This window comes from Microlunatus sp. GCM10028923, assembly GCF_042666975.1.
Lineage (GTDB): Bacteria > Actinomycetota > Actinomycetes > Propionibacteriales > Propionibacteriaceae > Microlunatus.
In genome coordinates this window covers 211,838-238,822 of sequence record NZ_JBHTFF010000007.1, presented here as the reverse complement: position 1 = coordinate 238,822, position 26,985 = coordinate 211,838, and the positions used below count along the sequence as shown (strand labels likewise).

At 69.6% G+C, this 26,985-nt stretch carries 26 protein-coding genes; 16 read left to right on the top strand and 10 right to left on the bottom strand.

The features are described from left to right. Positions 1-2: 2 nt before the first annotated feature. The 3 genes from ACFQU4_RS18910 to ACFQU4_RS18900 form a co-directional block, all read right to left on the bottom strand. On the bottom strand, positions 3-503 hold the full coding sequence (locus tag ACFQU4_RS18910; RefSeq protein ID WP_377494696.1) for a SigE family RNA polymerase sigma factor: 501 nt from the start codon (positions 501-503) through the stop codon (positions 3-5). A gap of 75 nt (positions 504-578) precedes the next feature. After that, complete coding sequence (locus ACFQU4_RS18905; RefSeq protein WP_377494694.1) at positions 579-887, bottom strand: hypothetical protein; 309 nt, start codon at positions 885-887, stop codon at positions 579-581. A gap of 99 nt (positions 888-986) precedes the next feature. After that, the gene (locus ACFQU4_RS18900; protein ID WP_377494692.1) at positions 987-1,715 is read right to left on the bottom strand and encodes a helix-turn-helix domain-containing protein; all 729 of its coding nucleotides are present in this window, start codon (positions 1,713-1,715) and stop codon (positions 987-989) included. Between the two features lie 173 nt (positions 1,716-1,888). Here ACFQU4_RS18900 and ACFQU4_RS18895 point away from each other — a divergent pair, with 173 nt between their 5' ends. Both ACFQU4_RS18895 and ACFQU4_RS18890 read left to right on the top strand, forming a co-directional pair. Further along, entirely contained in the window at positions 1,889-3,082 is a 1,194-nt protein-coding gene (locus ACFQU4_RS18895; protein ID WP_377494690.1) for a DUF418 domain-containing protein, read from the top strand. 27 nt (positions 3,083-3,109) lie between these two features. After that, positions 3,110-5,113 carry a thioredoxin domain-containing protein gene (locus tag ACFQU4_RS18890; protein WP_377494688.1) on the top strand — a complete coding sequence of 668 codons (2,004 nt, stop codon included), beginning with the start codon at positions 3,110-3,112 and terminating at the stop codon, positions 5,111-5,113. A gap of 57 nt (positions 5,114-5,170) precedes the next feature. Here ACFQU4_RS18890 and ACFQU4_RS18885 read toward each other — a convergent pair whose 3' ends face one another. Beyond that, positions 5,171-6,256, bottom strand: a complete 1,086-nt coding sequence (locus ACFQU4_RS18885; protein ID WP_377494686.1) for an alpha/beta fold hydrolase — start codon at positions 6,254-6,256, stop codon at positions 5,171-5,173. A gap of 81 nt (positions 6,257-6,337) precedes the next feature. Between ACFQU4_RS18885 and ACFQU4_RS18880 the strand changes: the two genes are divergently transcribed. Beyond that, the gene (locus ACFQU4_RS18880; protein ID WP_377494683.1) at positions 6,338-6,574 is read left to right on the top strand and encodes an AbrB/MazE/SpoVT family DNA-binding domain-containing protein; all 237 of its coding nucleotides are present in this window, start codon (positions 6,338-6,340) and stop codon (positions 6,572-6,574) included. A gap of 11 nt (positions 6,575-6,585) precedes the next feature. Here ACFQU4_RS18880 and ACFQU4_RS18875 read toward each other — a convergent pair whose 3' ends face one another. Beyond that, positions 6,586-7,296, bottom strand: a complete 711-nt coding sequence (locus tag ACFQU4_RS18875) for a hemolysin III family protein (protein ID WP_377494681.1) — start codon at positions 7,294-7,296, stop codon at positions 6,586-6,588. 163 nt (positions 7,297-7,459) lie between these two features. On the opposite strand from ACFQU4_RS18875, the gene ACFQU4_RS18870 reads away from it, so the two are divergent. The 6 genes from ACFQU4_RS18870 to ACFQU4_RS18845 all read left to right on the top strand — a co-directional run bounded on the left by ACFQU4_RS18870 (position 7,460) and on the right by ACFQU4_RS18845 (position 15,968). Continuing rightward, positions 7,460-8,269 (top strand): isoprenyl transferase, encoded by an 810-nt coding sequence (locus tag ACFQU4_RS18870; protein WP_377494679.1) that lies wholly within the window; start codon positions 7,460-7,462, stop codon positions 8,267-8,269. A gap of 326 nt (positions 8,270-8,595) precedes the next feature. Beyond that, on the top strand, positions 8,596-9,915 hold the full coding sequence (locus ACFQU4_RS18865; RefSeq protein ID WP_377495162.1) for a PhoH family protein: 1,320 nt from the start codon (positions 8,596-8,598) through the stop codon (positions 9,913-9,915). A 508-nt stretch (positions 9,916-10,423) separates the two neighbouring features. Then, positions 10,424-12,439 (top strand): choice-of-anchor G family protein, encoded by a 2,016-nt coding sequence (locus ACFQU4_RS18860; protein WP_377494676.1) that lies wholly within the window; start codon positions 10,424-10,426, stop codon positions 12,437-12,439. A 135-nt stretch (positions 12,440-12,574) separates the two neighbouring features. Further along, positions 12,575-13,342: a DUF5819 family protein gene (locus ACFQU4_RS18855; protein ID WP_377494674.1), complete on the top strand. Its 768-nt coding sequence runs from the start codon at positions 12,575-12,577 to the stop codon at positions 13,340-13,342. Then, complete coding sequence (locus tag ACFQU4_RS18850; RefSeq protein WP_377494672.1) at positions 13,339-14,520, top strand: HTTM domain-containing protein; 1,182 nt, start codon at positions 13,339-13,341, stop codon at positions 14,518-14,520. Before ACFQU4_RS18855 ends, ACFQU4_RS18850 begins: the two co-directional genes overlap by 4 nt. Further along, positions 14,517-15,968 (top strand): phytoene desaturase family protein, encoded by a 1,452-nt coding sequence (locus tag ACFQU4_RS18845; protein WP_377494670.1) that lies wholly within the window; start codon positions 14,517-14,519, stop codon positions 15,966-15,968. The genes ACFQU4_RS18850 and ACFQU4_RS18845 overlap by 4 nt, the downstream gene beginning before the upstream one ends. Before the next feature lie 88 nt (positions 15,969-16,056). Here ACFQU4_RS18845 and ACFQU4_RS18840 read toward each other — a convergent pair whose 3' ends face one another. After that, a complete protein-coding gene (locus ACFQU4_RS18840; RefSeq protein ID WP_377494668.1) occupies positions 16,057-16,941 on the bottom strand; it encodes a hypothetical protein in 885 nt (294 codons plus the stop codon). Positions 16,942-17,147: 206 nt separating this feature from the next. Here ACFQU4_RS18840 and ACFQU4_RS18835 point away from each other — a divergent pair, with 206 nt between their 5' ends. Then, positions 17,148-17,585 carry a hypothetical protein gene (locus ACFQU4_RS18835; RefSeq protein WP_377494667.1) on the top strand — a complete coding sequence of 146 codons (438 nt, stop codon included), beginning with the start codon at positions 17,148-17,150 and terminating at the stop codon, positions 17,583-17,585. A 102-nt stretch (positions 17,586-17,687) separates the two neighbouring features. Here ACFQU4_RS18835 and ACFQU4_RS18830 read toward each other — a convergent pair whose 3' ends face one another. Both ACFQU4_RS18830 and ACFQU4_RS18825 read right to left on the bottom strand, forming a co-directional pair. Beyond that, positions 17,688-18,953 (bottom strand): aspartate kinase, encoded by a 1,266-nt coding sequence (locus tag ACFQU4_RS18830; protein WP_377494665.1) that lies wholly within the window; start codon positions 18,951-18,953, stop codon positions 17,688-17,690. Between the two features lie 134 nt (positions 18,954-19,087). Continuing rightward, positions 19,088-20,290, bottom strand: a complete 1,203-nt coding sequence (locus tag ACFQU4_RS18825) for an ROK family protein (RefSeq protein WP_377494663.1) — start codon at positions 20,288-20,290, stop codon at positions 19,088-19,090. A gap of 53 nt (positions 20,291-20,343) precedes the next feature. Here ACFQU4_RS18825 and ACFQU4_RS18820 point away from each other — a divergent pair, with 53 nt between their 5' ends. After that, positions 20,344-21,531, top strand: coding sequence for an alpha-amylase family glycosyl hydrolase (locus ACFQU4_RS18820; protein ID WP_377494661.1), 1,188 nt, complete (start codon positions 20,344-20,346; stop codon positions 21,529-21,531). 27 nt (positions 21,532-21,558) lie between these two features. After that, the gene (locus ACFQU4_RS18815) at positions 21,559-22,011 is read left to right on the top strand and encodes a hypothetical protein (RefSeq protein ID WP_377494659.1); all 453 of its coding nucleotides are present in this window, start codon (positions 21,559-21,561) and stop codon (positions 22,009-22,011) included. Positions 22,012-22,179: 168 nt separating this feature from the next. Here the strand turns inward: ACFQU4_RS18815 and ACFQU4_RS18810 are convergent, their stop codons facing one another. Continuing rightward, positions 22,180-23,586, bottom strand: a complete 1,407-nt coding sequence (locus tag ACFQU4_RS18810; RefSeq protein ID WP_377494657.1) for a class II fumarate hydratase — start codon at positions 23,584-23,586, stop codon at positions 22,180-22,182. 240 nt (positions 23,587-23,826) lie between these two features. Here ACFQU4_RS18810 and ACFQU4_RS18805 point away from each other — a divergent pair, with 240 nt between their 5' ends. Genes ACFQU4_RS18805 through ACFQU4_RS18795 form a run of 3 tightly spaced genes read left to right on the top strand, consistent with a single transcriptional unit; the run spans position 23,827 to position 25,625 of the window. After that, the gene (locus tag ACFQU4_RS18805) at positions 23,827-24,138 is read left to right on the top strand and encodes a MarR family transcriptional regulator (RefSeq protein ID WP_377494655.1); all 312 of its coding nucleotides are present in this window, start codon (positions 23,827-23,829) and stop codon (positions 24,136-24,138) included. A gap of 22 nt (positions 24,139-24,160) precedes the next feature. After that, positions 24,161-25,078, top strand: a complete 918-nt coding sequence (locus ACFQU4_RS18800) for an alpha/beta hydrolase family protein (RefSeq protein ID WP_377494652.1) — start codon at positions 24,161-24,163, stop codon at positions 25,076-25,078. A 10-nt stretch (positions 25,079-25,088) separates the two neighbouring features. After that, complete coding sequence (locus ACFQU4_RS18795) at positions 25,089-25,625, top strand: DUF4245 domain-containing protein (protein ID WP_377494650.1); 537 nt, start codon at positions 25,089-25,091, stop codon at positions 25,623-25,625. Here the strand turns inward: ACFQU4_RS18795 and ACFQU4_RS18790 are convergent. After that, a complete protein-coding gene (locus ACFQU4_RS18790) occupies positions 25,580-25,819 on the bottom strand; it encodes a hypothetical protein (protein WP_377494647.1) in 240 nt (79 codons plus the stop codon). The two genes, ACFQU4_RS18795 and ACFQU4_RS18790, sit on opposite strands and share 46 nt — an antisense overlap. A gap of 85 nt (positions 25,820-25,904) precedes the next feature. Here ACFQU4_RS18790 and ACFQU4_RS18785 point away from each other — a divergent pair, with 85 nt between their 5' ends. Then, a complete protein-coding gene (locus ACFQU4_RS18785; RefSeq protein ID WP_377494645.1) occupies positions 25,905-26,867 on the top strand; it encodes a GlxA family transcriptional regulator in 963 nt (320 codons plus the stop codon). The last annotated feature ends 118 nt before the right edge of the window (positions 26,868-26,985 follow it).

Genomic DNA, 26,985 nt, shown 5'->3' with positions numbered 1-26,985 from the left:
GATCAGTCCTCCGCTCGGGTCAGCTGCACCCGCAGGGCGGCGAGTGCTCGATGGATGTGGGAGCGGACGGTGGCCTCCGTGACCTCGAGGATCCGGGCGATCTCGGCGTAGTCGAGGTCCTCGTAGAACCGCAGCACCACCGCGGCCCGCTGCTGGCGCGGCAGGGCCGAGCAGACCCGCCAGACCGCATCGTTCGTCGCGATCGAGTCGGCCGGATCGCCACCGCGGTCCTCGGGCACGGCGGAGACGACGGCGATCCGCTTGCCGAACTTCCGCCACTGCGAGACATGCGCGTTGGCGATCATCCTCCGTACGTACGCGTCCGGGTCCGTGGTGCGGCGGACCCGCGACCACTTCTCGAAGGCGGCCGACAGCGCAGTCTGTACGGCCTCCTCGGCCGCGTCCTGGCTACCGGTCACCAGGTAGGCGAACCTCATCAGCTCCGGAACGCGGGTACTCACCCAGGTGTCGAAGGAGAGTTCCAGCCACGGCGGGTCGTTCACTCTCACTCCCATATAGGAACTCACGCCCGGCAAGAACGGGTTGTTGCATGCGGAGGTCGACTGATCGTCGCAGGGTCAGGCCGGGGCCGGGCGGCGTCCCGCGACCACGGCGCAGACGACCAGGGTCAGCCCGGCCGCCGAGATCAGATTGAACGCCACGCTGGGAATCACCAAGGTGGCCAGGGAGTAGCCGAACTCGTACTGGAACCGCGGGATCAGGAACGTCCAGACCGCACTCCCGATCCGGCTGACGAGCAGCACCACGCAGCCGATCACGCCGAGCACCCGAGCCGCGCCGCGGGCCAGGGCGGCCAGCAGGATGACGCCGAACAACGCGGGCAGCAGGAACACGCCCTGGAACAGGAAGTAGGACGGGTCGGGCATCGGATCAGTCCCTCGGCGAGGTCGGCGGCCGGGTTCGGCTCCGGCCATCGTTGCGACCCGACGCCCCAACGGCAAGCGCGAGCCCGGAGGGGGTTCGGCTCAGCGCCGGGGCCGACGTCGCGGCGTGGCCCGCCGCCGGCGCAGCCGCTCGGCACTGCCGGTCATCTCGGCCCCGAGATCGCGGAAGATTCCGCCGGCCTCGGTGAGCCGGGTTCCGGCGCCGGTCCGGGGGCCGAGCGCGATCGCGGCCCGGTCGAGGGTCTCGGCCAGGACGGTCAGCTGCCGGACCGCTTCCCGCCAGGATTCGTACCAGACGTCGGCGTCGATGACGTAGCGATCTCGCCGCCCGGCCGGTTCGCGCTCCCGGCGCAGCTGACCTTGCTGCTCCAACTCGCTGACCGCCTTCGAGATCGAGGCCGGGCTGACCCCGAGCCGGCGGACCAGGTCGGCCGCGGTGAGCGCACCGCTGTCGGTGGTGTACAGGCAGGCCAACACCCGTGCGGTCATCCGCGGCAGGCCGGTCCCGATCAGCGCCTCGGTCAGCTCGGCCTCGACCACCGCCACGTTGCCGGGCTCGTCGCCACTGCCGGGACCGGCGTGCCGGCCATCCCCGGCCGGGACCGGGCCGCGCCGCCAGGCTCGGTCCCGGGTGGACTGCTGCGCCCGGTCCGGGTCGTAGCCCGTCGACCCGCCGTTCCGCAGCACCTCGCGGCTGATGGTCGAGGTCGGCCGGGAGAGCTCCCGTGCGATCTCCGCAAAGCTGGAGCCGCCGGCCAATCCGACCGCGATCGTCCGACGATCCTGCGGGGAGAGTCGGCCACCGGGCACCGGCGTTCCTTTCGTCGCATTTCATTGCAATGATCAGGGTAACACCGTTGCGTTTGCAGGCATCACGATTGCAATATCGCCTTGTATGTAAGCGATCTGAGTTGCCTGTATTGCAAATGCAACGTAGCCTTTGTGTGGCATTGAATGATCATTCCAGTCACGGAGGAGGCCCGATGTCCCGCGAAACCCACGGCAGCACGGCGCTGCGGGAGCGTTCCCTGGCGCCGGACCTCGGCCGGGGTCTGATGCTGTTGCTGATCGCGGTCGCGCACGCTCCGGCGTTTGCCGGCGCGACGCCGGCTCCCCTTGATCACGGCGCGCAGTTCGTCAAGGCGCTGCTCGCGGACAACCTGGCCCGGACGCTCTTCGTCTTCCTGTTCGGGTACGGGCTGGGCCAGCTCGCGTACCGGCAACAGGGTGACGGCGTCGACTGGCCCGACACCCGGAAGCAGCTGCGCCGCCGCGGATGGTGGCTGATCATGATCGGCTTCCTGCATACCGTGATCTTGGTTCCGCTCGACATCATCGCCTACTACGGCGTGGCCCTGGTGCTGCTGGTCCCGTTGGTGCGGTCCCGTGACCTGGTGCTGCTCCGTACCGCCGCGATCACGCTGGTCCCGATGGGCGCGCTGCTCGCCTGGCAGACCGCGCAGTCATACCAGGCGATCGTGGCCGGCGGGCCGGTCGGGATGACCGGCTACCTGGAGCCGGACCTGCTGTCCCACCTGCTCGCCAACCTGCCGACCTGGCCGGTCGAGACGGTGCTGGGTACGGTCGCCGTCGTCCCGGGCATGCTGGTCGGTCTCTGGGCGGCCCGGCGGCGCCTCCTCGACGAACCGGGCCGGCACCTGCCGCTGCTGCGCCGGGTCGCCGTGATCGGGTTGATCATGGCCGTCGCGGGTCGGTTGCCGGGCGCCTTGATCACCGGCGGTCTGTGGGCGCCGACCGCTTCGCCCGCGATCTGGGGCGCCGCCGTCGCGCACGACCTGACCGGCTTCGCCGGCGGCCTGGCCCTGGCCGCGGCGATCGGTCTCCTGGCCCACGCGATCGGTTCGGCCCGGGGCCGGCTGATCACCGCCGTGGTCGCGCTCGGCCAGCGGTCGCTGACCTTCTATCTGTTCCAGTCGCTGGTCTGGCTGGTGTTGTTCTACCCGTTCACGCTGGGGCTGGCCGGGCGGGTCGGCGCGGCGGCGACGATCATGATCGCCGTGGCCGTCTGGCTGCTGTCGGTCGGGCTCGCCGAACTGATGCGCCGGGCCGGGCACCGGGGCCCGCTGGAACTGGTCCTGCGCCGGCTGGTCGCCGGCCGGACCGGGGTCCGCGGGTCGGCCGGGGACCGGCCGACGGTGGCCTCCCGTTCGAGTTGATCTTGCCGGGCGCGTACGGTCGGTGTCATGGCCAACCGTCTCGCCGACAGCACCTCGCCGTACCTGCTGCAGCATGCCGACAACCCGGTCGACTGGTGGGAGTGGGGCGACGAGGCGTTCGCCGAAGCCGCCCGGCGGGAGGTCCCGGTCCTGCTGTCGGTCGGTTATGCGGCCTGCCACTGGTGCCACGTGATGGCGCACGAGTCGTTCGAGGACGAGCGGATCGCGGCCATGATCAACTCAGGCTTCGTGGCGATCAAGGTGGACCGGGAGGAGCGGCCGGACGTCGACGCGGTCTACATGCAGGCCACCCAGGCGCTGACCGGGCAGGGCGGCTGGCCGATGACGGTGTTCCTGACGCCGGACCGGAGCCCGTTCTTCGCGGGCACCTACTATCCGCCGGCGCCGCGCGGTGGGCTGCCGTCCTTCCCGCAGGTGCTGCAGGCGATCGGTGAGGCCTGGCGGGACCGCCGGGAGGAGCTCGTCACCGCGGCCGGGACGATCAGTGATCAACTGGCCGGCGCCCGGCCCGACCTGGCCGGCCAGGCCGGCGCCGCCGAGATCGGCCAGGCCATCGCGACGTTGCGGCGGGACTACGACGGGGAACGTGGCGGCTTCGGTACGGCACCGAAGTTTCCGCCGTCGCTGGTCCTGGAGGCGTTGCTGCGGTCCGCCGACCCGGACGCGATGATCATGGTCGAGGGAACGCTGGAGGCGATGGCCCGCGGCGGCATCCATGATCAACTCGCCGGCGGCTTCGCCCGCTACAGCGTCGACGCCGGCTGGGTGGTGCCGCACTTCGAGAAGATGCTGTACGACAACGCGCTGCTCCTGGGCAGCTACGTCGGCTGGTGGCGCCGGACCGGCTCGCCACTGGCGGAGCGGGTCACGACCGACCTGGTGGACTGGCTGTTCACCGAGCTGCGGACCCCGGAGGGCGGCTTCGCCTCCAGCCTGGACGCCGACTCGCTCGATGCCGAGGGGACCCTCCGGGAGGGTGCCTACTACGCGTGGACGCCGGAGCAGCTTCGGGACGTGCTCGGCCCGGAGGACGGGGCCTGGGCAGCCGAGGTGTTCGTCGTGACAGCGAACGGCACCTTCGAGGACGGTGCGTCGACGCTGCAGCTGCCGGCGGACCAGGACCCGGTCCGACTGGCCGATATCCGCCGCAAGCTCGCCGACGCCCGAGCCGGGCGGGCCCGGCCGGGTCGCGACGACAAGATCATCACCGCCTGGAACGGCTGGGCGATCGACGCCCTGGTGCAGGCGGCGATGATCATGAACCGGCCGGACTGGCTTGAGGTGGCCCGGCACGCCGCCGACCTGGTCTGGCGGGTGCACCGGGTCGACGACGGCCTGCGGCGCAGCTCTCGGCAGGGTCGGGTCGGCACCGCCGCGGCGGTCCTGGAGGACTACGCGGCCCTGGCGCAGGCGGCCACCCGGCTCACGGCCGCTGGCGCCGACGCGGAATGGCTGTCCCGCGCCGAGTGGCTGGCGGACCGGATGATCACCGCGTTCGACGACGGCGCCGGCGGCTTCTACGACACGGCCGCCGAGGCCGAGCGGCTGTATCTGCGGCCGAAGGACCCGACCGACAACGCGACCCCGTCCGGGCTCAGCGCCGCCGTCCACGCCCTCACCCTGCTGGCCGAGCTGACCGGCCGGGCCGACTACGCCGAGCGGGCCGAACGGGCGGCCGCCTCGGCCGCCGGACTGATCACCGCCGCACCGCGGTTCGCCGGCTGGCTGCTCGCCGACGCGATCAGCCGGACCGAGGCTCCGCCGGTCGAGGTCGCGATCGCCGGGCCGCCGGACCACCCCGACACGATCGAGCTGCGCCGGACCGCCTGGCGGCTGGCCCCGGCCGGATCGGTCGTCCTGGCCGGCCCGCCGGACCTGCCCGGCTTCGCCCTGCTGGGGCAGCGGACCATGATCGACAACCGCCCGACCGCGTACGTCTGCCGCAACTTCGTCTGCCGGATGCCGGTCACGACGGTCGCCGACCTCACCACCGCCCTGGCCAGTCCCTGATCGTGGAACTTCGGTGCCACCGGACGCGGCGGAGATTTCCACACTGTCCGGTTGGGGTCAGGGGACGCGGGTGGTGAGGCGGGTGAAGGCGTCGAGGTAGGCGTCCGGGCGTTCGAAGTGGACCAGGTGGCCGGAGGGGACTTCGACCAGTTCCTCGTTCCTCAGCAGACCCAGGGCCCGGTCCTTCTCCTCGCCATCCATGGCCGCCATCAGGATGCCGTTCTGGTAGTAGCTGCCGGTGGTCTGCTGGAAGTAGTTGGTGTGCAGGAACACCGTCGGCACCTTGATCGACTTCAGCACCTGGTCGGTGTCGTAGCCGTCGTACCAGTGGTTGTCGAACCACGCGGCGCCGAAGGCCGGGTCGTAGTTGACCAGGCCGCGGAAGAAGACGTTGACCATCGGCGGCAGGAAGAAGATCTCCAGCGGCTGGCCCGGATGATCATCGAGGTAGCCGAGCGCGTACGCCTTGATCTGGTTCTTCACCGGGCCGAAGAAGGAGAAGTAGTCGCCGTGCTCGACGAAGTAGCGCTGGAAGTCGCGCTGCTCGGACTGGGCCAGGAAGTCCCTGGCGATCGGGAAGATCGCGCCGCCGGTCGTCTGCGCGGCCCTCGGCATGATCGACGAGTAGAACGGCGGGTCCTCCAGCAGCACACCGCTGACCAGGTCGGGCCGGTTCGCGGCCAGCCAGGCGGCGAGCAGGGCACCGGAGGAGTGGCCGGAGACCAGCGCCGACCCGCCCAGCCGCTGCTCCATGAACTCGGCGATCAGGGTGCCGATCCGTACCGCGGTGTACTCCTGTGCGGGCAGCCGGGCCGAGCGGCCGTGGCCGTACACGTCGATCACGAACACGTGATGTGAGTTGATCAAGGTCGGCAGGACCTTGGCGTAGTCGTCCCACTGGGAACCCTGGCCGTGGATCAGCAGCAGCGGCGGTCCGTTGTCCGGGCCTTCGGCGTAGTGGGTCTCGTGACCACCGACCGTCGTGATCTTGGTGGTGACGCCCGCCCGGGCCAGCTGCTCGGCGTCGCGTTCGGTGTAGTTCGTGTTCTGGTCGACGTAGCCCACCCCGACGAACACCAGGCCGAGCACCAGCACCCCGACCACACCCAGCACGATCCAGCGTGCCCGCCGCTTCCTGGCCATGTTCACCTTCCCGCACAAGTAGGAAAAGTTATACTAGTCCTACTGTACGAGAAGGGGAGCCACTTTGTTCAGGGAGATCGCATGGCCGGGAAGATGATCGAGGGCCCGGACGGCCGCTACATCGTGGGCACCGTCAAGATCGGGGAGAAGGGTCAGATCGTCATCCCGAAGGATGCTCGTGACCTGCTCGGGCTCGAGGCGGGCGACACGCTGCTGGTCCTGGTCGACAAGGCGCAGGGGATCGCGCTGGTCGACAACGAACGGTTCCAGCGCTTCGCCCGCGGCGTCCTCGCGGTGCAGGACGAGCCCGCGGACTGAGAACGAAGGGCTCAGCGCGCCGCGTACGTGATCAGCGAGATCGCGATGTAGTGCACCACGAACCCGGCGATCGTGAACGAGTGGAAGATCTCGTGGAAGCCGAACCAGCGCGGCGACGGGTCCGGCCGCTTCCTTCCGTACACCACGGCGCCGAGCGTGTAGAACAGTCCGCCGACGACGACCAGCGCGACGACGGCCGCCCCGCCCGCGGCGTAGAACGCGCCGAGCCAGCCGACGGCGGCCCAGCCCATCAGGATGTACAGGCCGGTATAGAGCCAGCGCGGCGCGGACAGCCAGAACAACCGGAACAGCAGTCCGCCCAGTGCCGCACTCCAGATCACACTCAACAGGACCACCCGGGACGTGCCGGACAGCATGATCAGCGCCAGCGGCGTGTAGGTCGCGGCGATGAAGACGTAGATGTTGGCGTGGTCCATCCGGCGCAGCACGGCGTCGCCGGTCGGGCCCCAGTGGAACCGGTGATAGAGGCCGCTGGTGCCGAACAGCAGCAACGAGGCCGCCAGGAACACGGCGCCGCCGATCTTGCCGGCGGCGGTCGGGGCCAGGCAGATCAGCACGATGCCGGCGGCCGCGGCGAGCGGCGTCATGCCGGCGTGCAGCCAGCCGCGCAGCTTCGGCTTGACCTGCCGGATCACCTTGGCGACCTGGTCGCCGGCGCTCCGGTCGGGCTCGAGTTCGGGATCGGTCCTGGTCGTGCTCATCGCTGTCGTCCTCCCGAGTGGGAATACCCCGGGCAGCGATTCTGCCCGACCAAAGTTACGGTTCCGTAGGTTACAGCGTAAACGAGAGGGCAAGGAAGCAAAATCCGACCGGTCTGCGGGCCGGCACAGGCGCGGCACAGCGACTGCGGATACGCTGCCGAATATGGTGCGTTTCGACCGGCTGCGCGAGTTCGTGGACCGGTTGCACCCCTCGGGGCTGCTCTACTCGACCTACGAGCACCGGCTGGTCGCCGAGCTCGACCGCAACCGATTGCCGCAGCATGTCGCCGTGCTGGCGGACGGCAATCGGCGCTGGGCCCGGGCCAACGCGCCCGGCGAGTCGCTGGTCGCGGGCTACCGGGCCGGTGCCGACAAGCTGATGCAGTTCGTCGACTGGTGCGACGAGATCGGGATCCCGCTGGTCACCCTCTGGGTGCTGTCCACCGACAACTTCTCCCGCAGCAGCACCGACCAACTGCGGCCGCTGCTCGGCGTGATCGAGCAGATGGTGGCCGACATGGCCGCGACCCGGCGCTGGCGGGTGCACCTGGTCGGCGCGCTGGACCTGCTGCCGGCGGAGTCGGCGCAGCGGATGAAGGCGTCCGCGCGGACCACCGACGACGTCTCCGGCCTGCTGGTCAACGTCGCGGTGTCGTACGGGGGCCGGCACGAGCTCCGCGACGCCGTCCGGTCGCTGCTGGCCGAGCACGCCAGGGCCGGTACGCCGATCGAGGAACTGGCCGAGACGCTGGAGATCGAGCACATCGCCGAGCATCTCTACACCCGCGGCCAACCCGATCCGGACCTGATCATCCGGACCTCCGGCGAGCAGCGGCTGTCCGGCTTCCTGATGTGGCAGTCGGCGCACAGCGAGTTCTACTTCTGCGAGGCGCTGTGGCCCGACTTCCGCAAGGTGGACTTCATCCGCGCCCTGCGTTCGTACGGGCAGCGCGAGCGAAGGTTCGGGCGCTAGTTCCCGCTGCCGGATGGTGATCGTGTTACGTCGAGGTGAACACGTCTCACCGATCGCTCCGGAAACGGCGTGGCTCTAGAGAGTCGTGGTGTGGGGGACGTACATTTCTGAGTGCGGGGCATGTGCCTGTGGCCCGTACGGGAGGCGAGCGATGCGCCGTTCGGCAGACCGACAACCCGGGTCGTTCATCGCGGCCAGGAGAGCCGCGGGATCGGAACCGGACGTCGATCACTTCCGGCCAACCACCTAGCCAGTGGGGCCGGAGCGGTGATCGTGTTCGGCCTCCGAGGAGAGCGATCGTGTCAGTTAACGACTCACACCAGCAGCTGGCCACCGCATCAACCGGGTCTGAGGGTACCCGTCGCACCTTTGTCATCGATACCTCGGTCCTGCTCAGCGATCCCCAGGCCATGCGCCGGTTCGACGAGCATGACGTCGTCCTTCCGGTGGTGGTGATCACCGAACTCGAGGCCAAACGCCAGCACGCCGAACTCGGCTATTTCGCTCGCGCCGCCTTGCGCTACCTGGACGACCTACGGGTCAAGCACGGCCAGCTGGATCGACCGGTGCCGGCCAATGATCATGGCGGCACGATCCACGTCGAACTGAACCACACGGATCCCGCGGTGCTGCCGGCCGGCTTCCGGCTCGGCGACAACGACTCGCGGATCCTTGCGGTCGCACTCAATCTGTCTGCGGAGGGCCATCGGGTCACGCTGATCTCCAAGGACCTGCCGATGCGGATCAAGGCGTCCGCGGTCGGCCTGCCCGCCGAGGAGTACGAGGCCGAGCTGGCCGTCGAGTCCGGCTGGACCGGGATGGCCGAGGTCGAGGTCGACGGCGCGGTCGTCGACCGGCTGTACGCCGAGGGCACGGTGGACTGCGACGAGGTCCGAGAACTGCCCTGTCACACCGGCGTCGTGCTGGTGGGCGGCTCGGGTACGGCGTTGGGCCGGGTCACTGCGGGGAAGCAGCTGACCTTGATCAAACCCGACCTGGAGGCGTTCGGCATCCGGGGCCGGTCGGCCGAGCAGCGGGTCGCGCTGGACCTGCTGCTCGATCCGGAGATCGGCATCGTCTCGCTCGGTGGCCGGGCCGGCACCGGCAAGTCCGCCCTCGCGCTGTGCGCCGGGCTGGAGGCCGCGCTGGAGCGCAACCAGCACTCCAAGGTGGTCGTGTTCCGGCCGCTGTACGCGGTCGGCGGCCAGGACCTCGGCTACCTGCCCGGGACCGAGGGGGAGAAGATGGCGCCCTGGGCCCAGGCCACGTTCGACACGCTGGGCGCGCTCGCCTCGCGGAACGTGATCGAGGAGGTGCTGGCCCGGAACCTGCTCGAGGTGCTGCCGCTGACCCACATCCGGGGCCGGTCGCTGCACGACGCTTTCGTGATCGTCGACGAGGCGCAGTCGCTGGAGCGCAACGTGCTGCTCACGGTGCTGAGCCGGATCGGGCAGAACTCCAAGGTGGTGCTGACCCACGACGTCGCGCAGCGGGACAACCTGCGCGTGGGCAGGCACGACGGGGTGGTCGCGGTGGTCGAGAAGCTCAAGGGCCACCCGCTGTTCGCCCACGTCACGCTGCACCGCTCCGAGCGGTCTCCGATCGCCGCTTTGGTGACCGAGATGCTTGAGGACGTTCAGCTTTGATCGAGGAATGATCATCCGACCTCGCCCCCTCGACGCAGGATCGCCGGGATCTCCGTACCCGTAGCGAAAATCCTCGTCGAGGGGGCGAGTTCTTGATCAAGGTCCGGGCGCCCGAGTTGGGTCGTTGATCATGGTTGTGATAAGGCCGCGGACAGATTCCTGAGAAACTTTGATAACGAATTGGTAACGGGGGCGAGACCTCCTTGCTGCCCTGTGTGCGTACCGATAGCTTCGTCCCCGAAGGCTCGCCAGTGGGTTCAAATGCCTGGGGGGGCGGCGGCAAAACTGTGGGCCTTCGAAATCACTGTCTTGGGGGAACTGGCGGAGCCATGTCCTCGCGACTTGCTCCCGTTCCTGAGGCAGATCCGTTTGGGGCTCCCGAATGCTGGGCGCTCCTGGTCAACAGGTAGGGAGAAGTATGTCGCGAAATTGGCGCGGTAAAACGCGTCTCGCTGCTGCTGCCGTAGCGGTCGGGGCGGTCTTGACCGCTTGGACCGCTGCACCCGCAGTGGCACTGCCCACGGACACGTCAGAAGCTGAAGGACGTGTTCTCAGCGGTGGCGGCTCCATCAATCTCAACGACATCGCCGAGCTCGAGGCCGCGTACAGCGGCAACCCGAGTGCTCCCGGTGCCGTCCAGAACCCCCTGGATGCGACGGTACTGAAGAGCCTCAACCTCGATCTGGGCAAGGGAATCCAGCTCGGAAGCGCGAGCGACGTGCTGGGCGCTGGGATCCTGGGGCAGTACGCCTCCACGCGTGAGGACGGCGCTCCGTTCGCCTCCGCTGGTGCGATCAACGATGACGGCTCCATCGCCGTTGCGCCGAACGACGAGGAGGCTCCGGCCGGCGACGAGAACGCATACGTCGACCTGTCCGGCACCCTCGGCGAGGCCGGCGTCGAAGAGCTGATCTCGAAGCTGCGTGTCGAGCTGGGCGCTCTGTCCGCCTCGGCGACGTACGACGAGAACGGCGAGATCTCCAGCGACTACCAGGTTGCCGACGGCAAGCTGTGGCTGGAGAGCCCGAAGATCGCTGAGATCTCGAAGCAGTTGTCGGACCAGGCTGACGAGCTCTCGGGCACCGTCAACGGCCTGACCGACTCCCTCGCCCCGGTCATCGAGCAGGCACTGGCTGCGGCCAGCGGCCTGGGCGTTGCCGAGGTCGAGGCGACGGTGAATGTCGACGTCGACCTCAAGGCCGCTCTGCAGTCGGTCCTGGAGGAAGAGGTCACGGATCCGGACAGCGCAGCCAGCATCAACCTGGCTGACGGCACGGTCACCATCGACCTGGCCAAGCTGGTCAAGGATTCGCAGCCGGACGACAAGTTCTACGGGACCCTGAACGGCCTCGAGCCGAACACGGAGATCGTGGACGCCCAGCTCGTGCAGGCCGCGCTCGACGGCGCGATCGGCACCCTGCTGGACCAGATCCCGGCCGCGATCTCGGAGGCGCTCGTTGACGCGGTCAACAGCGCCGACATCGAGATCACGATCGAGGGCACGTCCGACCTGCCGCTCGTCGGTGGAGACTTCTCCGCCAGCCTCAAGGGCACCCTGGGCCAGCTCGTTGGCACCCAGGAGCCGGCTCTGAAGTTCGAGGTTGAGGGCGAAGGCACCGCCGGTGCGCTGATCGAGCTGCTGGAGCCGGTGCTGAACGAGACGGTTCTGCCGTTGGTTCAGTCCACCGTCAAGGAGGTCACGGACAAGGTTGCCGATCCGGGCGCCTTGGACACGGTCTTCCGTCCGATCGTCGAGGCGATCCGCGACCTGGTGAAGCCGCTGGTTGACGCTATTGCGAACAACCTGCTGTCGATCAAGGTCAATGTTCAGGAAGAGCCGGGCGAGTTCACCCACGAGGGTGCCGGTGCCGAGGGCGAGGCGGGTCAGGTCAAGACCGCCGCGACCACGGAGGGTTCTTTCACCCAGCGCGCGATCAAGATCACCGCGCTGCCGGGCGACGAGCCGCTCGCCACGGTGAGCCTGGCTTCGGCCACGGTTCGCCAGGCTGACGCCACTGGTGAGGACGATTCGACTGCCGACGCTGACGCGACGGCTGACGCTGACTCCACCGCCGATGACGATGCCGCTGCTGACGCTGACGCCGCTGCTGATGACGATGCTGCTGCTGATGACGATGCCGCTGCTGATGATGACGCTGCTGCTGACGCTGACGCTGCTGCTGACGACGATGCCGCTGCTGATGATGACGCTGCTGCTGACGCTGACGCCGCTGCTGACGACGATGCCGCTGCTGATGATGACGCTGCTGCTGACGCTGACGCCGCTGCTGATGATGACGCCGCTGCTGATGACGATGCTGCTGCTGATGATGACGCTGCTGCCGACGACGACGCTGCCGCCGATTACGCGGCCGCTGCCGACGGCAACGGTGGCGATGGAGAGCTGCCGAACACCGGTTCCAACCTGTCTCTCGGCCTGCTGGCCGGTGCGGGTGCCCTGGTGCTCGCCGGTGCGTCGACCGTTGTGGTCGGCCGGATCCGTCGCAATGGTTCCGCCCTGTGAGGTATGACCTCCACATGATCATCTTCGGATGATCAACAGATTCGGCCCCTCGCACGTGGTGCGAGGGGCCGAATCCTTGCTCATGATCGCCGGTTCCTACTGGTGCCGGCAGCGCCCGGGGAGTAGAACACAACAATGACCGACCGGCCCACAGCCGCCAAGCGTCCCGTACTCCGGCGAGTGACGCTGATCGTGCTGGCAGCGTTCACCGCCTGGCACATCTTCGCGACTTTCCTCTGGATCGCGCCCGCCTCCGGACTGCGGCAACTTCTTCCCGGCGATCTCCTCCGCAGCTACATGGTTCCGCTCTTCGGACAGAGCTGGAGCGTCTTCGCCCCCGAGCCGATCAACGGCGACTACCGGCTGCGGGTCCGCGCCGTCGTCGTCCAGGACGGCGAGGAGAAGACCAGCGCGTGGATCGACGCCACCAAAGCCGAACTGGCGATGTCCACCCACCATCTCTTTCCGCCCCGCGCCGCGATCCTGGCCACCGAGCTGGCGTCGCGCTACAAGGGCAGCTACGACGACCTGGGTAACGGCCACCACCGGATCGCCGCACTCAGCTACTACAAGGGCGCCGACTGGTCCGACCGGCTGCGTGGCGATCTGATCAAGCAGGGCAAGGATCCGGACCTGGACGCGTATCTCGACGTGGAGCGCAAGACGACCGCGTACGCCACCCAGGTCGCCTATGCGGTCTGGCCGGGCGAGGTGGTCCGGGTCCAGTACGAGGTCAGCCGGCAGAACGTGATCCCGTTCGAGCGGCGTAACGACCCGGACGCGAAACGGCCGAAACCCAAGATCGTCAAGACCGGCTGGCGCGGTCCGATCGAGGAGCCCGGCCAGTCCAGGAGCGCCTTCACCGAAACGTTCCGCAAGGGCCTGAGGGAGTCCGGGCAATGAATCTGGCAGGGACACTCGGCCGGTGCGTCCGGTTCGTCGAGAACTTGATCATCGGCGTGCTGCGGGTGCTGCGCCGGCTGGCGAACCGCGGCGGCGGCTTCGTCGAGCACTGGCTCACCGACGCCAAGCGCGCCCGGTACGGGATCGCCGTCACCCGGATGCTGCTCGGCGCCACCGGCATCGGCCTGTTGCTGACCAACCTCAGCACCTTCCGCTACACGTTCGGCAGCGGCGTCGCCTGGTCCGGCGAGACCGCGGAGCCGTCCAGCCTGTTGCCGCAGGCCTGGTTGTTCAGCCTGTTCCACCGGATCCAGCTCAACGACGCCGCGTTCACCGTCGGCTACGTGATCTTGCTGCTGCTGGCCGTCGCGGTGCTGCTCGGCTGGCGGACCCGCCTGACGCTGCCGATCTTCTTCATCGGCTGGGTCAGCTTCATCGAGCTGAACGATGCGGCCAGCGACCAGGGCGACAACATGTTCCGGATCGCGCTGCTGTCGTTGATCTTCGCCGACTCCGCGAGCCGGTGGTCCCTGGACTCGCGGCGGCGGTCCCGGGTCACGGTGGACCCGACCAGGAACTTCGTGGTCCGGGTCTGGCAGGGCGAGCGCCTGCTGCCGGAGTGGCTGACCAACATCAGCCACAACCTGGTGCTGGTGTCGATGACCCTGCACGTCTGCATGGTGTACGCGTCCGGCGCGCTCTACAAGGCCGGCGGCGCGCCGTGGCAGCAGGGCTACGCGATCTACAACCCGCTGCACGTGGAGCGGTTCGGCCCGTGGCCGGAGCTGAGCGACCTGCTGACCACCTGGGCGCCGTCGGTGACGGTGATCTCGTGGAGTTCGATCGTCATCCAGATGTGCTTCCCGATGATGCTGCTGAACCGGATCAGCCGGGTGATCGGACTGATCGGCATCCTCAGCTTCCACATCGGGATCGCCGTCCTGATGGGCCTGCCGTGGTTCTCGCTGGCCATGATCGCGATCGACTCGATCTTCATCCGCGACGTCACCTGGCGCCGGATGGCGGCCTTCGTCAAGCGTTCCTGGCGAAGATCAGAAGCAAGTCGGCCGGCACAGCAACAGGAGACCGTCGGCGTGCTGATCGATCAACCGCGGGAGCTCGCCGACGCGGGTCTCACGTCGAGGCTGGAACACCAGACGCAGCCCGGGGGCGGTTGATCCCGCTGAGTTCGGTAGCGATCATCGGGGCCGGGCCGAACGGCCTGGCCGCGGCCGTCACCTTGGCCCGGGCCGGCCTGGACGTCACCGTGTACGAGGCCGCCGACCGGCCCGGCGGCGGCACCCGTACCGCGGAGCTGATCGAGCCGGGCAGCTGGCACGACGTCTGCTCGGCGGTCCATCCCGGCGCCCTGGCGTCGCCGTTCTTCCGCCGGTTCGGGCTGGCCGACCGGGTCGAGTTCGTCACCCCGGAGATCGCGTACGGGCAGCCGCGGACCGGTCGTCCGGCCGTGCTGGCGTACTCGGACCTGGAGGCGACGGTGGCCCGGCTCGGCCGGGCCGGAGCCGGCTGGCGCCGGGTGTTCGGGCCGCTGACCGACCGGTTCGCCGCGATCACCGAGCTCACCTCCGACCATCCGCTGCTGGCGCCGCGCCGGCCCGGCACCGCGATCACCTTCGGGCTGAGGGCGGCCAGCCAGTGGCAGCCGGTCCAGGCGGCCCGGCTGCTCGGCGGCGACGCGGCCGACCTCTTCTCCGGGGTGGCCGGGCATGCCAGCCAGCCGCTGTCGGCGCTGAGCACCACCCTGACCGGACTGACCCTGGCCACCTATGCGCACACCGTCGGCTGGCCGATCCCGGTGGGCGGCTCGTACCTGATCACCGAGGCGCTCGTCCGTGATCTTGAGGCGCACGGCGGGAAGGTGATCACCGGGCAACGGGTCCGTACCGTCAGCGAGTTGCCGCCGGTCGACGCGATGATCTTCGACACCTCGGTCTGGGATCTGATCACCATCGCCGGGCCGCTGCTGCCGGGGTCGTACCGGCGACGGGCGGCACGGTTCCGGGCCGGGCCGGCGGTCGGCAAGGTCGACTTCCTGCTCTCCGAACCGGTCCCGTGGCGGGATCCCGAACTGGGCCGCGCCTCGACCGTGCACCTCTCCGGTACGGCCGCGGAACTGGCCGCCGCCGAGCTCGCCGTACACCGGGGCAGGATTCCCGAGCACCCGATGGTGCTGGCCAGCGAGCCGACCCGATTCGATCATGGTCGGGCGCCGGCCGGCCGGCACGTGCTCTGGGCCTACGCGCACCTGCCGAACGGTTGCACCGTCGACCCGACCCCGATCGTGACCGCCGAGATCGAGCGGCAGGCGCCCGGCTTCGCCGAAACGATCATCGCCTCGACAGCCCGGACCGCCGCCGACGTGGAACGGGAGAACCCGAACTATCTCGGCGGCGACATCTACGCAGGCGCCCTGACCACGGCCCAGACGCTGGCCCGGCCGATGCTGACGGCCAACCCGTGGCGGATCGGCCGGACCGACTACTACCTGTGCTCGTCCGCCACCGCGCCGGGTCCCGGGGTGCACGGCATGGGCGGCTACCGCGCCGCGCTCGCGGCCCTGCGCGGCACCTTCGGCCACCGCAGTGAGATCAACCTCGCCCCCTGAGCCTGAAGATCAACAGGGCCTGAGCTCGAGGACCAACCTCAGGGTCCTGAACCTGTCGAAGGGCCACGATGATCTTGGTCCGGGGACCTCAGCTCGCCGCCAGCCGGCGGGCCTCCTCGGCCTTCATCCGCTCCTGTCGCCGGACCCGTTCCGGCACGACCTGCTCGCGCGGCGCGGTCGCCTCGAACGCGTACGAGTCGACGCCCAGTCCACGCAGCACGGCCCGCTCGAGCAGCGAGAAGTCGGCCGGATCCTCGCGATCGAACCGCATCGGCTGGGTCAGGTGCACCGGCGGGTTGGTGATGTAGCGCGGCAGCCGGAGTACGTTCTGCGCCTTCGCGTGCAGCACGTACGGATGCAGCAGGAAGACGTCGCCCACCTTGCCGGTGGCCTCGACGAACTCCGTGCACTGGCCGACCAGGTCCTTGATCGGGAACTCGGTCGGCAGCACCCCCTCCGGATGGTCGGCGAGATAACGCGCCACCGGCCCGACCGAGTCGGCGGCGACGAACGTGGCGCCACCCTGGTGCCGTACGTCGGACCAGAGCACCAGCGTCAGCAGCCCCTGCTCGGGCGAGTCGAGGAAGTGCCGGAAGAAGTCGCCGTCCTTGTGCCAGCCACCGACCTCGGCCGACGCGTCCTGCCACGGCCGGTCCGCGCCCTCGCCGAGGTTGACGATGAACGCGTCACTCCACTGGTACGGCTTCGCGATCCGGTCCTCGCCCACCAGATCGCAGACCGCGTCCCAGGCCTTCGGCGCGAAGTCCGCCACGTCGAACCGGTGATGGCTCGGCATGTGGATCGACGGCTGCGCCCAGGTCGTCTTGTCGTCGGGGTCGTAGCCCAGCCGGGTCCAGACCGACCCGGTCAGCTCCGCCGCCGCCTCCTCGCTGAAGCATTCGTTGATCACGACGTACCCATGATCAAGAAAGTGTTCCACCTGCTCGTCACTGAGAACCCGGTAATCACCCATGTCACGACGCTAAGCGACCCCGCCCGCCAATCCCCGCCCCTTCCCACCCACCGGAACCCTCCCCAAAATCCCGCCGACCGGGCACAAACGCAGACGATCTGGCGGTGTGTCGCTGCGGTAGTGCCCGGTCGGCGGCTGTCGGTCTCGGCCCATCCCGTTCGTAGCAAGGGTGAGAACCGCCAACCATCACCAACCGGAGAGGCATCATGACCGAGACGAACACCCCCGCCAGGCACGGTTCGCCGGAGGCCGACCCGAAGCTCATCGAACTGGCCGAGCGGCTCTGCGGCCGCTGGCGGGTCACCGGGCCCGGCATCGAGGGCGAGGCCGAGTACGGCTCTCGGCGGGACGGGTTGCTGCTGGTCGGCAAGGTCACCGTCGTCGTCAACGGCGCCGAGCTGACGAACCTGCAGCACATCTCCCATGATCAGCAGACCGACACCCTGCGCGCTCGCTACCTGGACACCCAGGGCAACGAAGCGACCTACACCTGGTCGCTCGACGGTCGGCGGCTCCGGGTCAGCCTGGGCGACACCTACTTCGAGGCTCGGTTCACCGACGACAACTCGGAATACGCCGGCAGCTGGCACGGCCCGGACGGACCGGCAGTCGACGAGCGCATCGTCTACACCCGGATCCGGTGAACCAATGATCGAGGACGCCGTCCACCGCTCTCAGTGACCGGGCACCTCGGCGGCGACACGCCGCCAGAACGGCTGCTTTTGTGCCCGGTCGGCGGGGCTGTTTCAGCGGCCGGTGCCGGCGTAGACGGTGGCCTCCTGGTCGGCGTCGAGGCCGAAAGCGGTGTGGGCGGCTCGGACGGCTCGGGGGACATCCTGGTCGTCGATCACCACCGAGATCCGGATGCCGGAGGTGGAGATCATCTCGAGGTTGACGTCGGCGGCGGCGAGGGCGGCGAAGAAGGTCGCCGAGACGCCCGGGTGGGACCGCATGGCGGAGCCGACGACGGAGACCTTGCCGATCTGGTCGTCGTACAGCAGATCGGCGAAGTCGACCTCCTGCTGGATCCCGGTCAGGGCCTCGATCGCGGCGCGGCTGTCGACCTTGGGCAGGGTGAAGGAGATGTCGGTGCGTTCGGTGGCGACGGCCGAGACGTTCTGCACGATCATGTCGATGCCGACGTCGATCGAGGAGATCTCCTGGAAGATCCGGGCCGCCTCGCCGATCCGGTCCGGTACGCCGACGATGGTGATCTTGGCCTCGCCGACGTCGTGCGCCACGCCCGTGATCACCGGCCGCCCGGGAGCGTCGTCGTCGGGGAGGTCGGTGACCCAGGTGCCGTCGCTGGTGGTGAACGCCGAGCGGACGTGCACCGGGATCCGCTCCCGGCGGGCGTACTCGACGCAGCGCAGGTGCAGGATCTTGGAGCCGCAGGCCGCCAGTTCCAGCATCTCCTCGTAGCTGATCTCGGTCAGGTGCCGCGCGTTCGGCACGATCCGCGGGTCGGCCGTGAAGACGCCGTCGACGTCGCTGTAGATCTCGCAATGATCAGCGCCGAGCGACGCGGCGAGCGCGACCGCCGTGGTGTCGGAGCCGCCGCGGCCGATGGTGGTGACGTCCCTGGTGTCCTGGCTGACTCCCTGGAAGCCCGCGACGATCACGACGTCGCCGGCCTCCAGCGCGGAGACGATCCGGCCGGGTGTGATGTCGATGATCCGCGCGTTGCCGTGCTGCGCGGTGGTGATCACGCCGGCCTGCGAACCGGTGAACGATCGCGCGGTCATCCCCAGGTCGGCGATCGCCATCGCCAGCAGCGCGGCGCTCATCCGTTCCCCGGCGGTCAGCAGCATGTCGAGCTCGCGCGGTGCCGGTCGTGGCGAGACCCGCAGGGCGAGATCCATCAGCTCGTCGGTGGTGTCGCCCATGGCCGAGATGACCACCACCACGTCGTGCCCGGCCTGCCGCGTCGCGACGATCCGCTTCGCGACCCGCTTGATGCTGTCCGCATCGGCGACCGATGATCCACCGAACTTCTGGACGATGCGAGACACGCAGGAACTCCTTCTGTCCGACTCCTCGGGACTGGGACGCTACAGGAAATTCTTTCGTGTCCCGGGTGAATTATCGGTCATGAGGCGTACGTCGAGCAGGGGGTCGGCGCCGTGCTGGACGGTATCCGCCGAACTTACTCCAGGGGAGCGAAGTCGAGGGGCCTGGCGCGTACCTCGGTGAGACCGCGTTCGACGGCGCCGATCAGCACTCCTTGATCGCCCAGCGGGGAGGCGAGCAGGTCCGGAGCCGGAGCGGGGGACAGGCCCCGCAGGGTGTCAGCGGCCCGGTCGATCACCGGCTGTACAGACCCGGCCAGCGCTCCCGTGATGATCACCCGTTCCAGGTCGAGCAGGCTGCCCAGCACCAGCACGACCCGGGCCAGCCGGTCACCGAGCCGGCGGACCAGCCCGAGGGCGGTCCGGTCCCCGGCGGCGGCCGCGGCGAACACGTCGTCGGCGCCGACCGTCTCCGGGGTACGGCGAGCCAGCGGCGATCCGGCCGGAATCCGGCCGCCGGCGAGCAACGCGGCCGCACCCTCCCGAGCGAGCGCGGCCAGCCCGGCCACCGAGCCGACGCCGCTGACCAGGTCGAGCAGCCGCAGTTCACCGGCACCGCCGTCGCGGCCCCGGATCAGCCGGTCGTCGACGATGAGCCCGGCCCCGAACGCTTCGTCGCAGACCAGGGCCGCGAACGAGGCGCAGTCCTGGCCGGCTCCCCGGGACCGCTCGGCCAGCGCCGCCAGATTGGCGTCGTTGTCCACGATCACTCGGCCGTAGCCGTCGAGCCGTCCGGTCAGGTCGGGATTCATCCTCGTCCAGAACTCATGACCGGCCGGAGAGCCGCCCGCTTCGTCGACCGGCGCCGGCACCCCGAGCACGGTGACGAAGACTGCGCCGACCGGGGCGCCGGTCCGGGCCAGGGCAGTGTCGACGGCCGCTTGGACGGCAGTGCCGCGCCGGCGCGGTGAGGTGTCCGGGCCGACGGCACGCTCGACCCGGGCCAGTTCGGTGCCGGTCAGGTCGGCGACGGTGGCGACGATGCGGTGCAGGCCCGCGTCGACGGCGACCAGGTGCCCGCGCCGCGGTTGGAGGCGATAGCGGCGGGCGGGCCGGCCCTTGCTGTATTCGCCCGCGGCGCGTGCGTCGTCCAGCTCGGCGAGCCAGCCTCCGGCGGCCAATCGGTCGCAGATCTGCAGCGCCGTGGACCGGGTCAGCCCGGTGGCCGTCATGACGTCCGCGGCGGTGAACGGGCCCGAAGTGAGCGCGTGGCGGACGACCAGGCTGGCATTCATGCGCCGCAGCAGTTGCGGCGAGGTGGCGGCCGACGGGGTCGTCACGCGAGCTCCCTCCTCCTGTTGCGGGATATAAATCTAGAATCTACATTTAATCCGTGACCGATTCCATGATCAACGCCCAGGTCGACCACAGCTGGTGGCGGCAGGCCGCCGTGTACCAGATCTATCCGCGCTCGTTCGCCGACGGGAACGGTGACGGCATCGGTGATCTTCGCGGCGTGATCAACCGGATCGATCACCTGCGGGCGCTCGGTGTCGACGCGGTCTGGCTCAGCCCGTTCTACCCGTCGGCCCTGGCCGACGGCGGCTACGACGTCGACGACTACCGCGATATCGACCCGCTGCTCGGCACCCTGGCCGACTTCGACGAACTGACCGCCCGGCTGCACGAGGCCGGCCTGAAGATGATCATCGACCTGGTGCCCAACCACAGCTCCGACCGGCACGTCTGGTTCCAGGAGGCACTGGCCGCGCCGAAGGGATCGCCGGCCCGGGCCCGGTACATCTTCCGCGACGGTCTGGGCCCGGACGGCAGCGAGCCGCCGGCCGACTGGCCGTCGATCTTCGGCGGCCCGGCCTGGGAGCCGGTCGGCGACGGCCAGTGGTATCTGCACCTGTTCGCCAAGGAGCAGCCGGATCTGAACTGGGACAACCCCGAGGTCCGCGCGGACTTCCTGCACACGTTGCGCTTCTGGTCCGACCGCGGCGTGGACGGCTTCCGGGTGGACGTGGCGCACGGCCTGGCCAAGCAGCTGCCCGCGGAGTTGCCGCCCTGGTCCGAGCTGCGGACCCGGACCGGGGACGGGCAGCACCCGCTGTGGGATCGGGACGAGGTGCACGACATCTACGCCGAGTGGCGGGCGGTGTTCAACGAGTACACGCCGCCGCGGACCGCCGTCGCCGAGGCCTGGGTGGACGCCGACCGGCGGCCGCCGTACGCGAGCGCGGAGGGGCTGGGCCAGGCGTTCAACTTCGACCTGCTGCAGTCCGACTACGACGCCTCGGAGTTCCGCACCGTGATCACCGAGAACCTCGAGTTGGCCGGCCGTTCCGGCTCGTCGACGACCTGGGTGCTGTCCAACCACGACGTGGTCCGGCACCCGACCCGGTACGGGCTCCCGGCGCTCGGCGCCAAGGACCCGGAGGAGGTGATCGCCAAGCACGGCGCGGACTGGCTGCGCAGCGGCGGCACGGAACCGGAGCTTGATCGCGAGCTCGGCCTGCGCCGGGCCCGGGCCGCGACACTGGTCGAACTGGCCCTGCCGGGCAGCGCGTATCTCTAACAGGGTGAGGAACTCGGCCTGCACGAGGTGGCCGAGATCCCGGCCGACCAACGGCAGGATCCGGCCTTCTTCCGCAGCGGCGGCGAGCAGATCGGCCGGGACGGCTGCCGGGTGCCGCTGCCCTGGACCGGCACCGGAAGGTCGTACGGGTTCGGCAGCGGGCCCGCCCATCTGCCGCAGCCCGCCTGGTTCGCCGGGCTCGCGGTGGAGGTCCAGGATCAGGATCCGGACTCGACGCTGGCGCTCTACCGGGACGCGCTCCGGTTGCGCCGCGAGCTGCAGTCCGAGGAGTCGCTGACCTGGCTCGACACCGGCCGCGACGACGTACTGGCCTTCCGGCGGCCGAACGGGTGGACCTGCATCAGCAACTTCGGCTCCGAGCCGTACCCGCTGACCGGGGAGCAGGTGCTGCTCGCCAGCGCGCCCCTGGCCGGCGACGCGCTGCCCGGAGCGACCACCGTCTGGACCCGGGCCGCCTGAATTGATCGATCCTGAGCTTGTCGAAGGGCAGACCCGATCAGGCTTGACCCTTCGACAGGCTCAGGGCACGTTCGCTCCGCCCTCTCGCCGACTGGGCACAACAGCAGCGACACGCCGCAAAATCGGCTGCTTTTGTGCCCAGTCGGCGGAATTGGGGGTGGGTGGGGGTCAGGCGGGCGGGCGGGTCATGGAGAGGACGTCGAGGGCGGTGTCGAGCTGCTCCTCGGTGAGCTTGCCGTCGGCGACGAAGCCGGAGTCGATCACGACCTCGCGGATGGTGCGGCCCTCCTTCAGGGCCTGCTTGGCGACGGCGGCGGCGTTCTCGTACCCGATGTAGCGGTTCAGCGGCGTGACGATCGACGGCGACGACTCGGCCAGGGTGCGGCAGTGGTCGGCGTTGGCGACGATGCCGGAGACGCAGCGGTCGGCCAGCAGGCGGCTCACGTTGGCCAGCAGCCGGATCGACTCCAGCACGTTGCGGGCGATCACCGGCAGCATGACGTTGAGCTCGAAGTTGCCGGCGGCGCCGGACACGGTCACCGCGGCGTCGTTGCCGATCACCTGCGCGCAGACCATCAGGGTCGCCTCGCAGAGCACCGGGTTGACCTTGCCCGGCATGATCGACGAACCCGGCTGCAGGTCCGGCAGCGCGATCTCGCCGAGCCCGGCCCGCGGCCCGGAACCCATCCAGCGCAGGTCGTTGGCGATCTTGGTCAGCCCGACCGCGATCGTCTTGAGCGCGCCGGACAGCTCGACCAGGCCGTCCCGGGCGCCCTGTGCCTCGAAATGATCACGGGCCTCGGTCAGCGGCAGCCCGGTCTGCTCGGCGATGATCGCGATCACCGACGGTGCGAAGCCGGCCGGGGTGTTGATCCCGGTGCCGACCGCGGTGCCGCCCAGCGGCAGCTCGGCCACCCGGGGCAGCGTCGCCGCCAGCCGCTCGACGCCGTAGCGCACCTGCGCGGCATAGCCGCCGAACTCCTGGCCCAGTGTGACCGGCGTCGCGTCCATCAGGTGGGTACGGCCGCTCTTGACCACCTCGGCGAACTCCTTCGCCTTGCCGGCCAGGGATTCCTCGAGGTGGCGCAGGGCCGGCGTCAGCGTGTTGATCACGCCGTCGGTGGCCGCGATGTGGATCGCGCTGGGGAACACGTCGTTGCTGGACTGGGAGGCGTTCACATGATCATTCGGGTGTACGTCGACCTCGCCGCGACTGGCCAGCGTGGCGATCACCTCGTTGGTGTTCATGTTGCTCGACGTACCGGAGCCGGTCTGGAACACGTCGATCGGGAACTCTTGATCATGCTTGCCGTCGGCGACCTCGGCGGCGGCCGCGACGATCGCGTCGGCCAGCGCGGCGTCGAGAACGCCCAGCTTGGCGTTGGTCTGCGCGGCGGCACCCTTGATCCGCGCCAGGGCAGCGATCAGGGCCGGTTCGATCGGCGTACCGGAGATCGGGAAGTTCTCCACCGCACGCTGGGTCTGGGCCCGCCACAGCGCCGCAGCCGGGACCTTCACCTCACCCATCGTGTCGTGCTCGATCCGGAAGTCCTGTTCGCTGGAAGTCGTCGTCATGCAGCCATTGTGGCGCAGCCCGTCCGGAACGGCTCGCGGGCCGGGCGCGGACGACTTCGTCGACTGGATCGACCGCTCGGGCATCGAACTGACTGCCCGCTCCTGGCATCTGGTCGGCGGCCGGTTCCTCGTCGTCGAGCAGGACGCCCGCTGGCCCGCGGATGCCGGGCCGACCCGGGGACCGGTGACGGCGAATCGGCCCGGCGCGGCCGCGACGTCCAGGTCACCGAGGCGGTCCGGGTGCTCGCGGACCGGCCGCCGGTCGGGGTCAACGAGGTCGCCGCCGAACTCGGCCTGGACCAGTCCGGCGCCTCCCGGATGATCAAGGACGCGACCGCCGCCGGCTACCTCGCGCCGGCCCGGTCGGCCGTCGACCGGCGGCGTCGCACGATCACCGTCACGGCCGCCGGCGAGGAGCTGCTGGCCGCCGCGCACCGCTGGCAGGAGCAGCTCTTCGCCGAGCTGACCGAGGACTGGACGCCGCGCCAGCGGCAGGATCTCCGGCGGTCGCTGCGGCGGTTGCTGGACCGGGCCCGCCGCGCCGGTTCATGATCATCTCGACTATCGTGCGGGCATGGCCGACGAGCTGACCGCGCGGATGGAACGGCTGATGGGGCCGCTGCCCGGTGCCGACCGGCGGGTCCCGCTGGACGTCGAGATTGTCGACGAGGTCGATCGCGGCGACTACCTGCGGCGATTGATCAGCTACTCCGCCGAACCGGGTGGCCGGACGCCGGCGTACCTGCTGCTGCCGAAGACGGCCCTGGGTGGTGGGCGGCCCGCTCCCGGCGTGCTGGCGCTGCACCCGACCGAGCACACGATCGGCCACCGGGTCGTGGTCGAGCCGCTCGGTGCCGCCAATCGCGACTACGCCCGCCGGCTGGCCGAGGCCGGTTTCGTCGTGCTCGCTCCCGCGTACCCGCTGATGGCCGGCCATGAGCCCGACCTGCCCGCCCTCGGGTACGTCAGCGGGACGATGAAGGCGATCTGGGACAACGTCCGCGGCCTGGACCTGCTGGACCAACTGCCCGAGGTGGCGGCCGGCGGCTACGGCGCGATGGGCCACTCACTGGGCGGCCACAACGCGATCTTCACGGCGGTGTTCGAGCCGCGGATCCGGGCCGTCGTCTCCAGCTGCGGCTTCGACTCCTTCGCCGACTACATGGGCGGCGACCTGGCCGGCTGGCGGCAGGACCGCTATCTGCCGTTGCTGGCCCCGGGCGCCCTGCCGCCGTTCGACTTCGACGAACTGCTCGCCGCGCTGGCCCCACGCGAGGTCCTGATCAGCGCGCCGCTCGGTGACACCAACTTCGGCTGGCGCAGTGCGGCCCGGATGGCCGATCGGGCCCGGCCGGCCTTCGCGGCCGCCGGAGCGGCGGACCGGCTGACCGTGCTGCATCCCGACTGTGGTCACGATCTCCCGGACCCGGTGCTGGAGCGTGCGATCGCCTTTCTCGCCGAAGCAATTGGGGCGGCAAGCCCGCGTCTGTGAGGATGGGTTCATGGCACGGCAGAAGCGACAGGCGACCGCGGGCGACATGGTCCGCTCGCTGCTGATCATCCTGGTGCCGCTGCTGATCATCACGTTCGTGTTCACCCGCAACACCGAAGATCATCCGGTCGAGGCGGTCGACCCGGCCCCCGTGCTGACCCAGGCCCGCCAGGAGGCGCCCTACCCGGTGCTGATGCCGACGAACCTGCCGGCGGAATGGATTCCGACCCGGGTCGCCTGGGAGCCCGAGGGGTACGAGGGTGCGCCGCCGCGCCAGCTGTGGCAGATCGGCTACCTGTCGCCGGACCGGATCTATCTGGCGGTGAATCAGAGCCCGGACACCGACACCCTGGTCGGGCCGCAGACCAGGGACGGCGTGCCGGATGGCGAGAGCACGATCGGCGACACCGCCTGGGAGCGGCGGATCAGCCCCGACGGACGTACCCGATCGTTGGTGTCGATCACCAAACAGGTCAGTACGGTGATCGTCGGCGACACGGACTACGCCGCGCTGGAGGCGTTCGCCGGAACGCTGCAGACGGGCTGAAACCGGGCCTCGGCGCTGGGCACCGGGTCGTCGTCGCGCGGCTCCCTCGTGTTCAGGTCGGCCGTGTGTCGTTGAGCGTCCCGGTCACCGCGCTCGTCGTACCCGGGACGGAAGCTGGGGTGCCGGCGATGGGTGAACTCGAGCACGCCGATGATCGCCGCCACCAGTACCGCAAAGGCCAAAAGACTGATCATGGCAGTAATTCTTCTGCCAAAGAGTTACTGCCACAATTGGCAGGTCAGACATCGTGCGAAGGATTTCTGCCACTATCCTGGCGGCATGGCCCTGCGTACGGTGAGCGTCCTCCTGGTCGAACCGGTGTCCGTGTTCGAGTTCGCCCTGGCGACCGAGGTGTTCGGCCTCGACCGGCGCGACAACGGGATCGAACCACTCGACTTCCGGGTCTGTACGGAGCGCCCCGGGGTGCCGCTGCGGACCAAGACCCTGTCGCCGTTCACGATCACCGCGGCGGACGGCCTGGACGCGGTCGCCGGCAGTGACCTGGTGATCATGTCGGCCACCCTGCCGCGAACCCCGACCGGCTACTCGCCGGCCCTGTTGCAGACCCTCCGGGACGCCCATGACGAGGGGGCCACGATCCTCAGTCTCTGCTCCGGATCCTTTGCGCTGGGGGCTGCCGGGCTGCTCGACGACCGTGCCTGCACCACGCACTGGATGTACTTCGACGCCATGGAGCGGGCCTTTCCCAAGATCAAACTCGACCGGACCTCGCTCTACGTCCAGGACGGCCGGGTGATCACCAGTGCCGGGACGGCGGCCGGCATCGACGCCTCGCTGCACCTGGTCCGGGCGGAGCTCGGCACCAAGGTGGCCAACAAGATCGCCCGGCGGATGGTGGTCCCGCCGATCCGTGACGGCGGCCAGCAGCAGTTCATCGACCTGCCGATCCCGGAGAGCTCGGCCGACAGCCTGGCCCCGACCCTGTCCTGGGTCGCCGCTCACCTGGACCAGAACCACACGGCGGCCACGCTGGCCCAGCGGGCGATGATGAGCGAGCGGACGTTCGCCCGCCGGTTCGCGGCCGAGGTCGGCACGACGCCGCACAAGTGGCTGATCCAGCAACGGGTGCTGGCCGCCCGCAGCCTGCTCGAGGAGTCCGATCTCGGGATCGAGCAGATCGCGGAGCGGGTCGGGTTCAACTCGGCCGTCGTACTGCGTGATCATTTCCGGCGCCAGGTCGGACTGGCGCCCGCCGACTACCGGCGCCGCTTCGTCGCCTGACCTCTCGCCGCCGGGCCTGAATTCCCCGGCGCCGGATGGTTGACACCGGGATTCGGCCGACGTTAGTTTGAAATCGATTTCGCCTGACGGCACAACAGCACGGGTCCTGGCGGGTGGA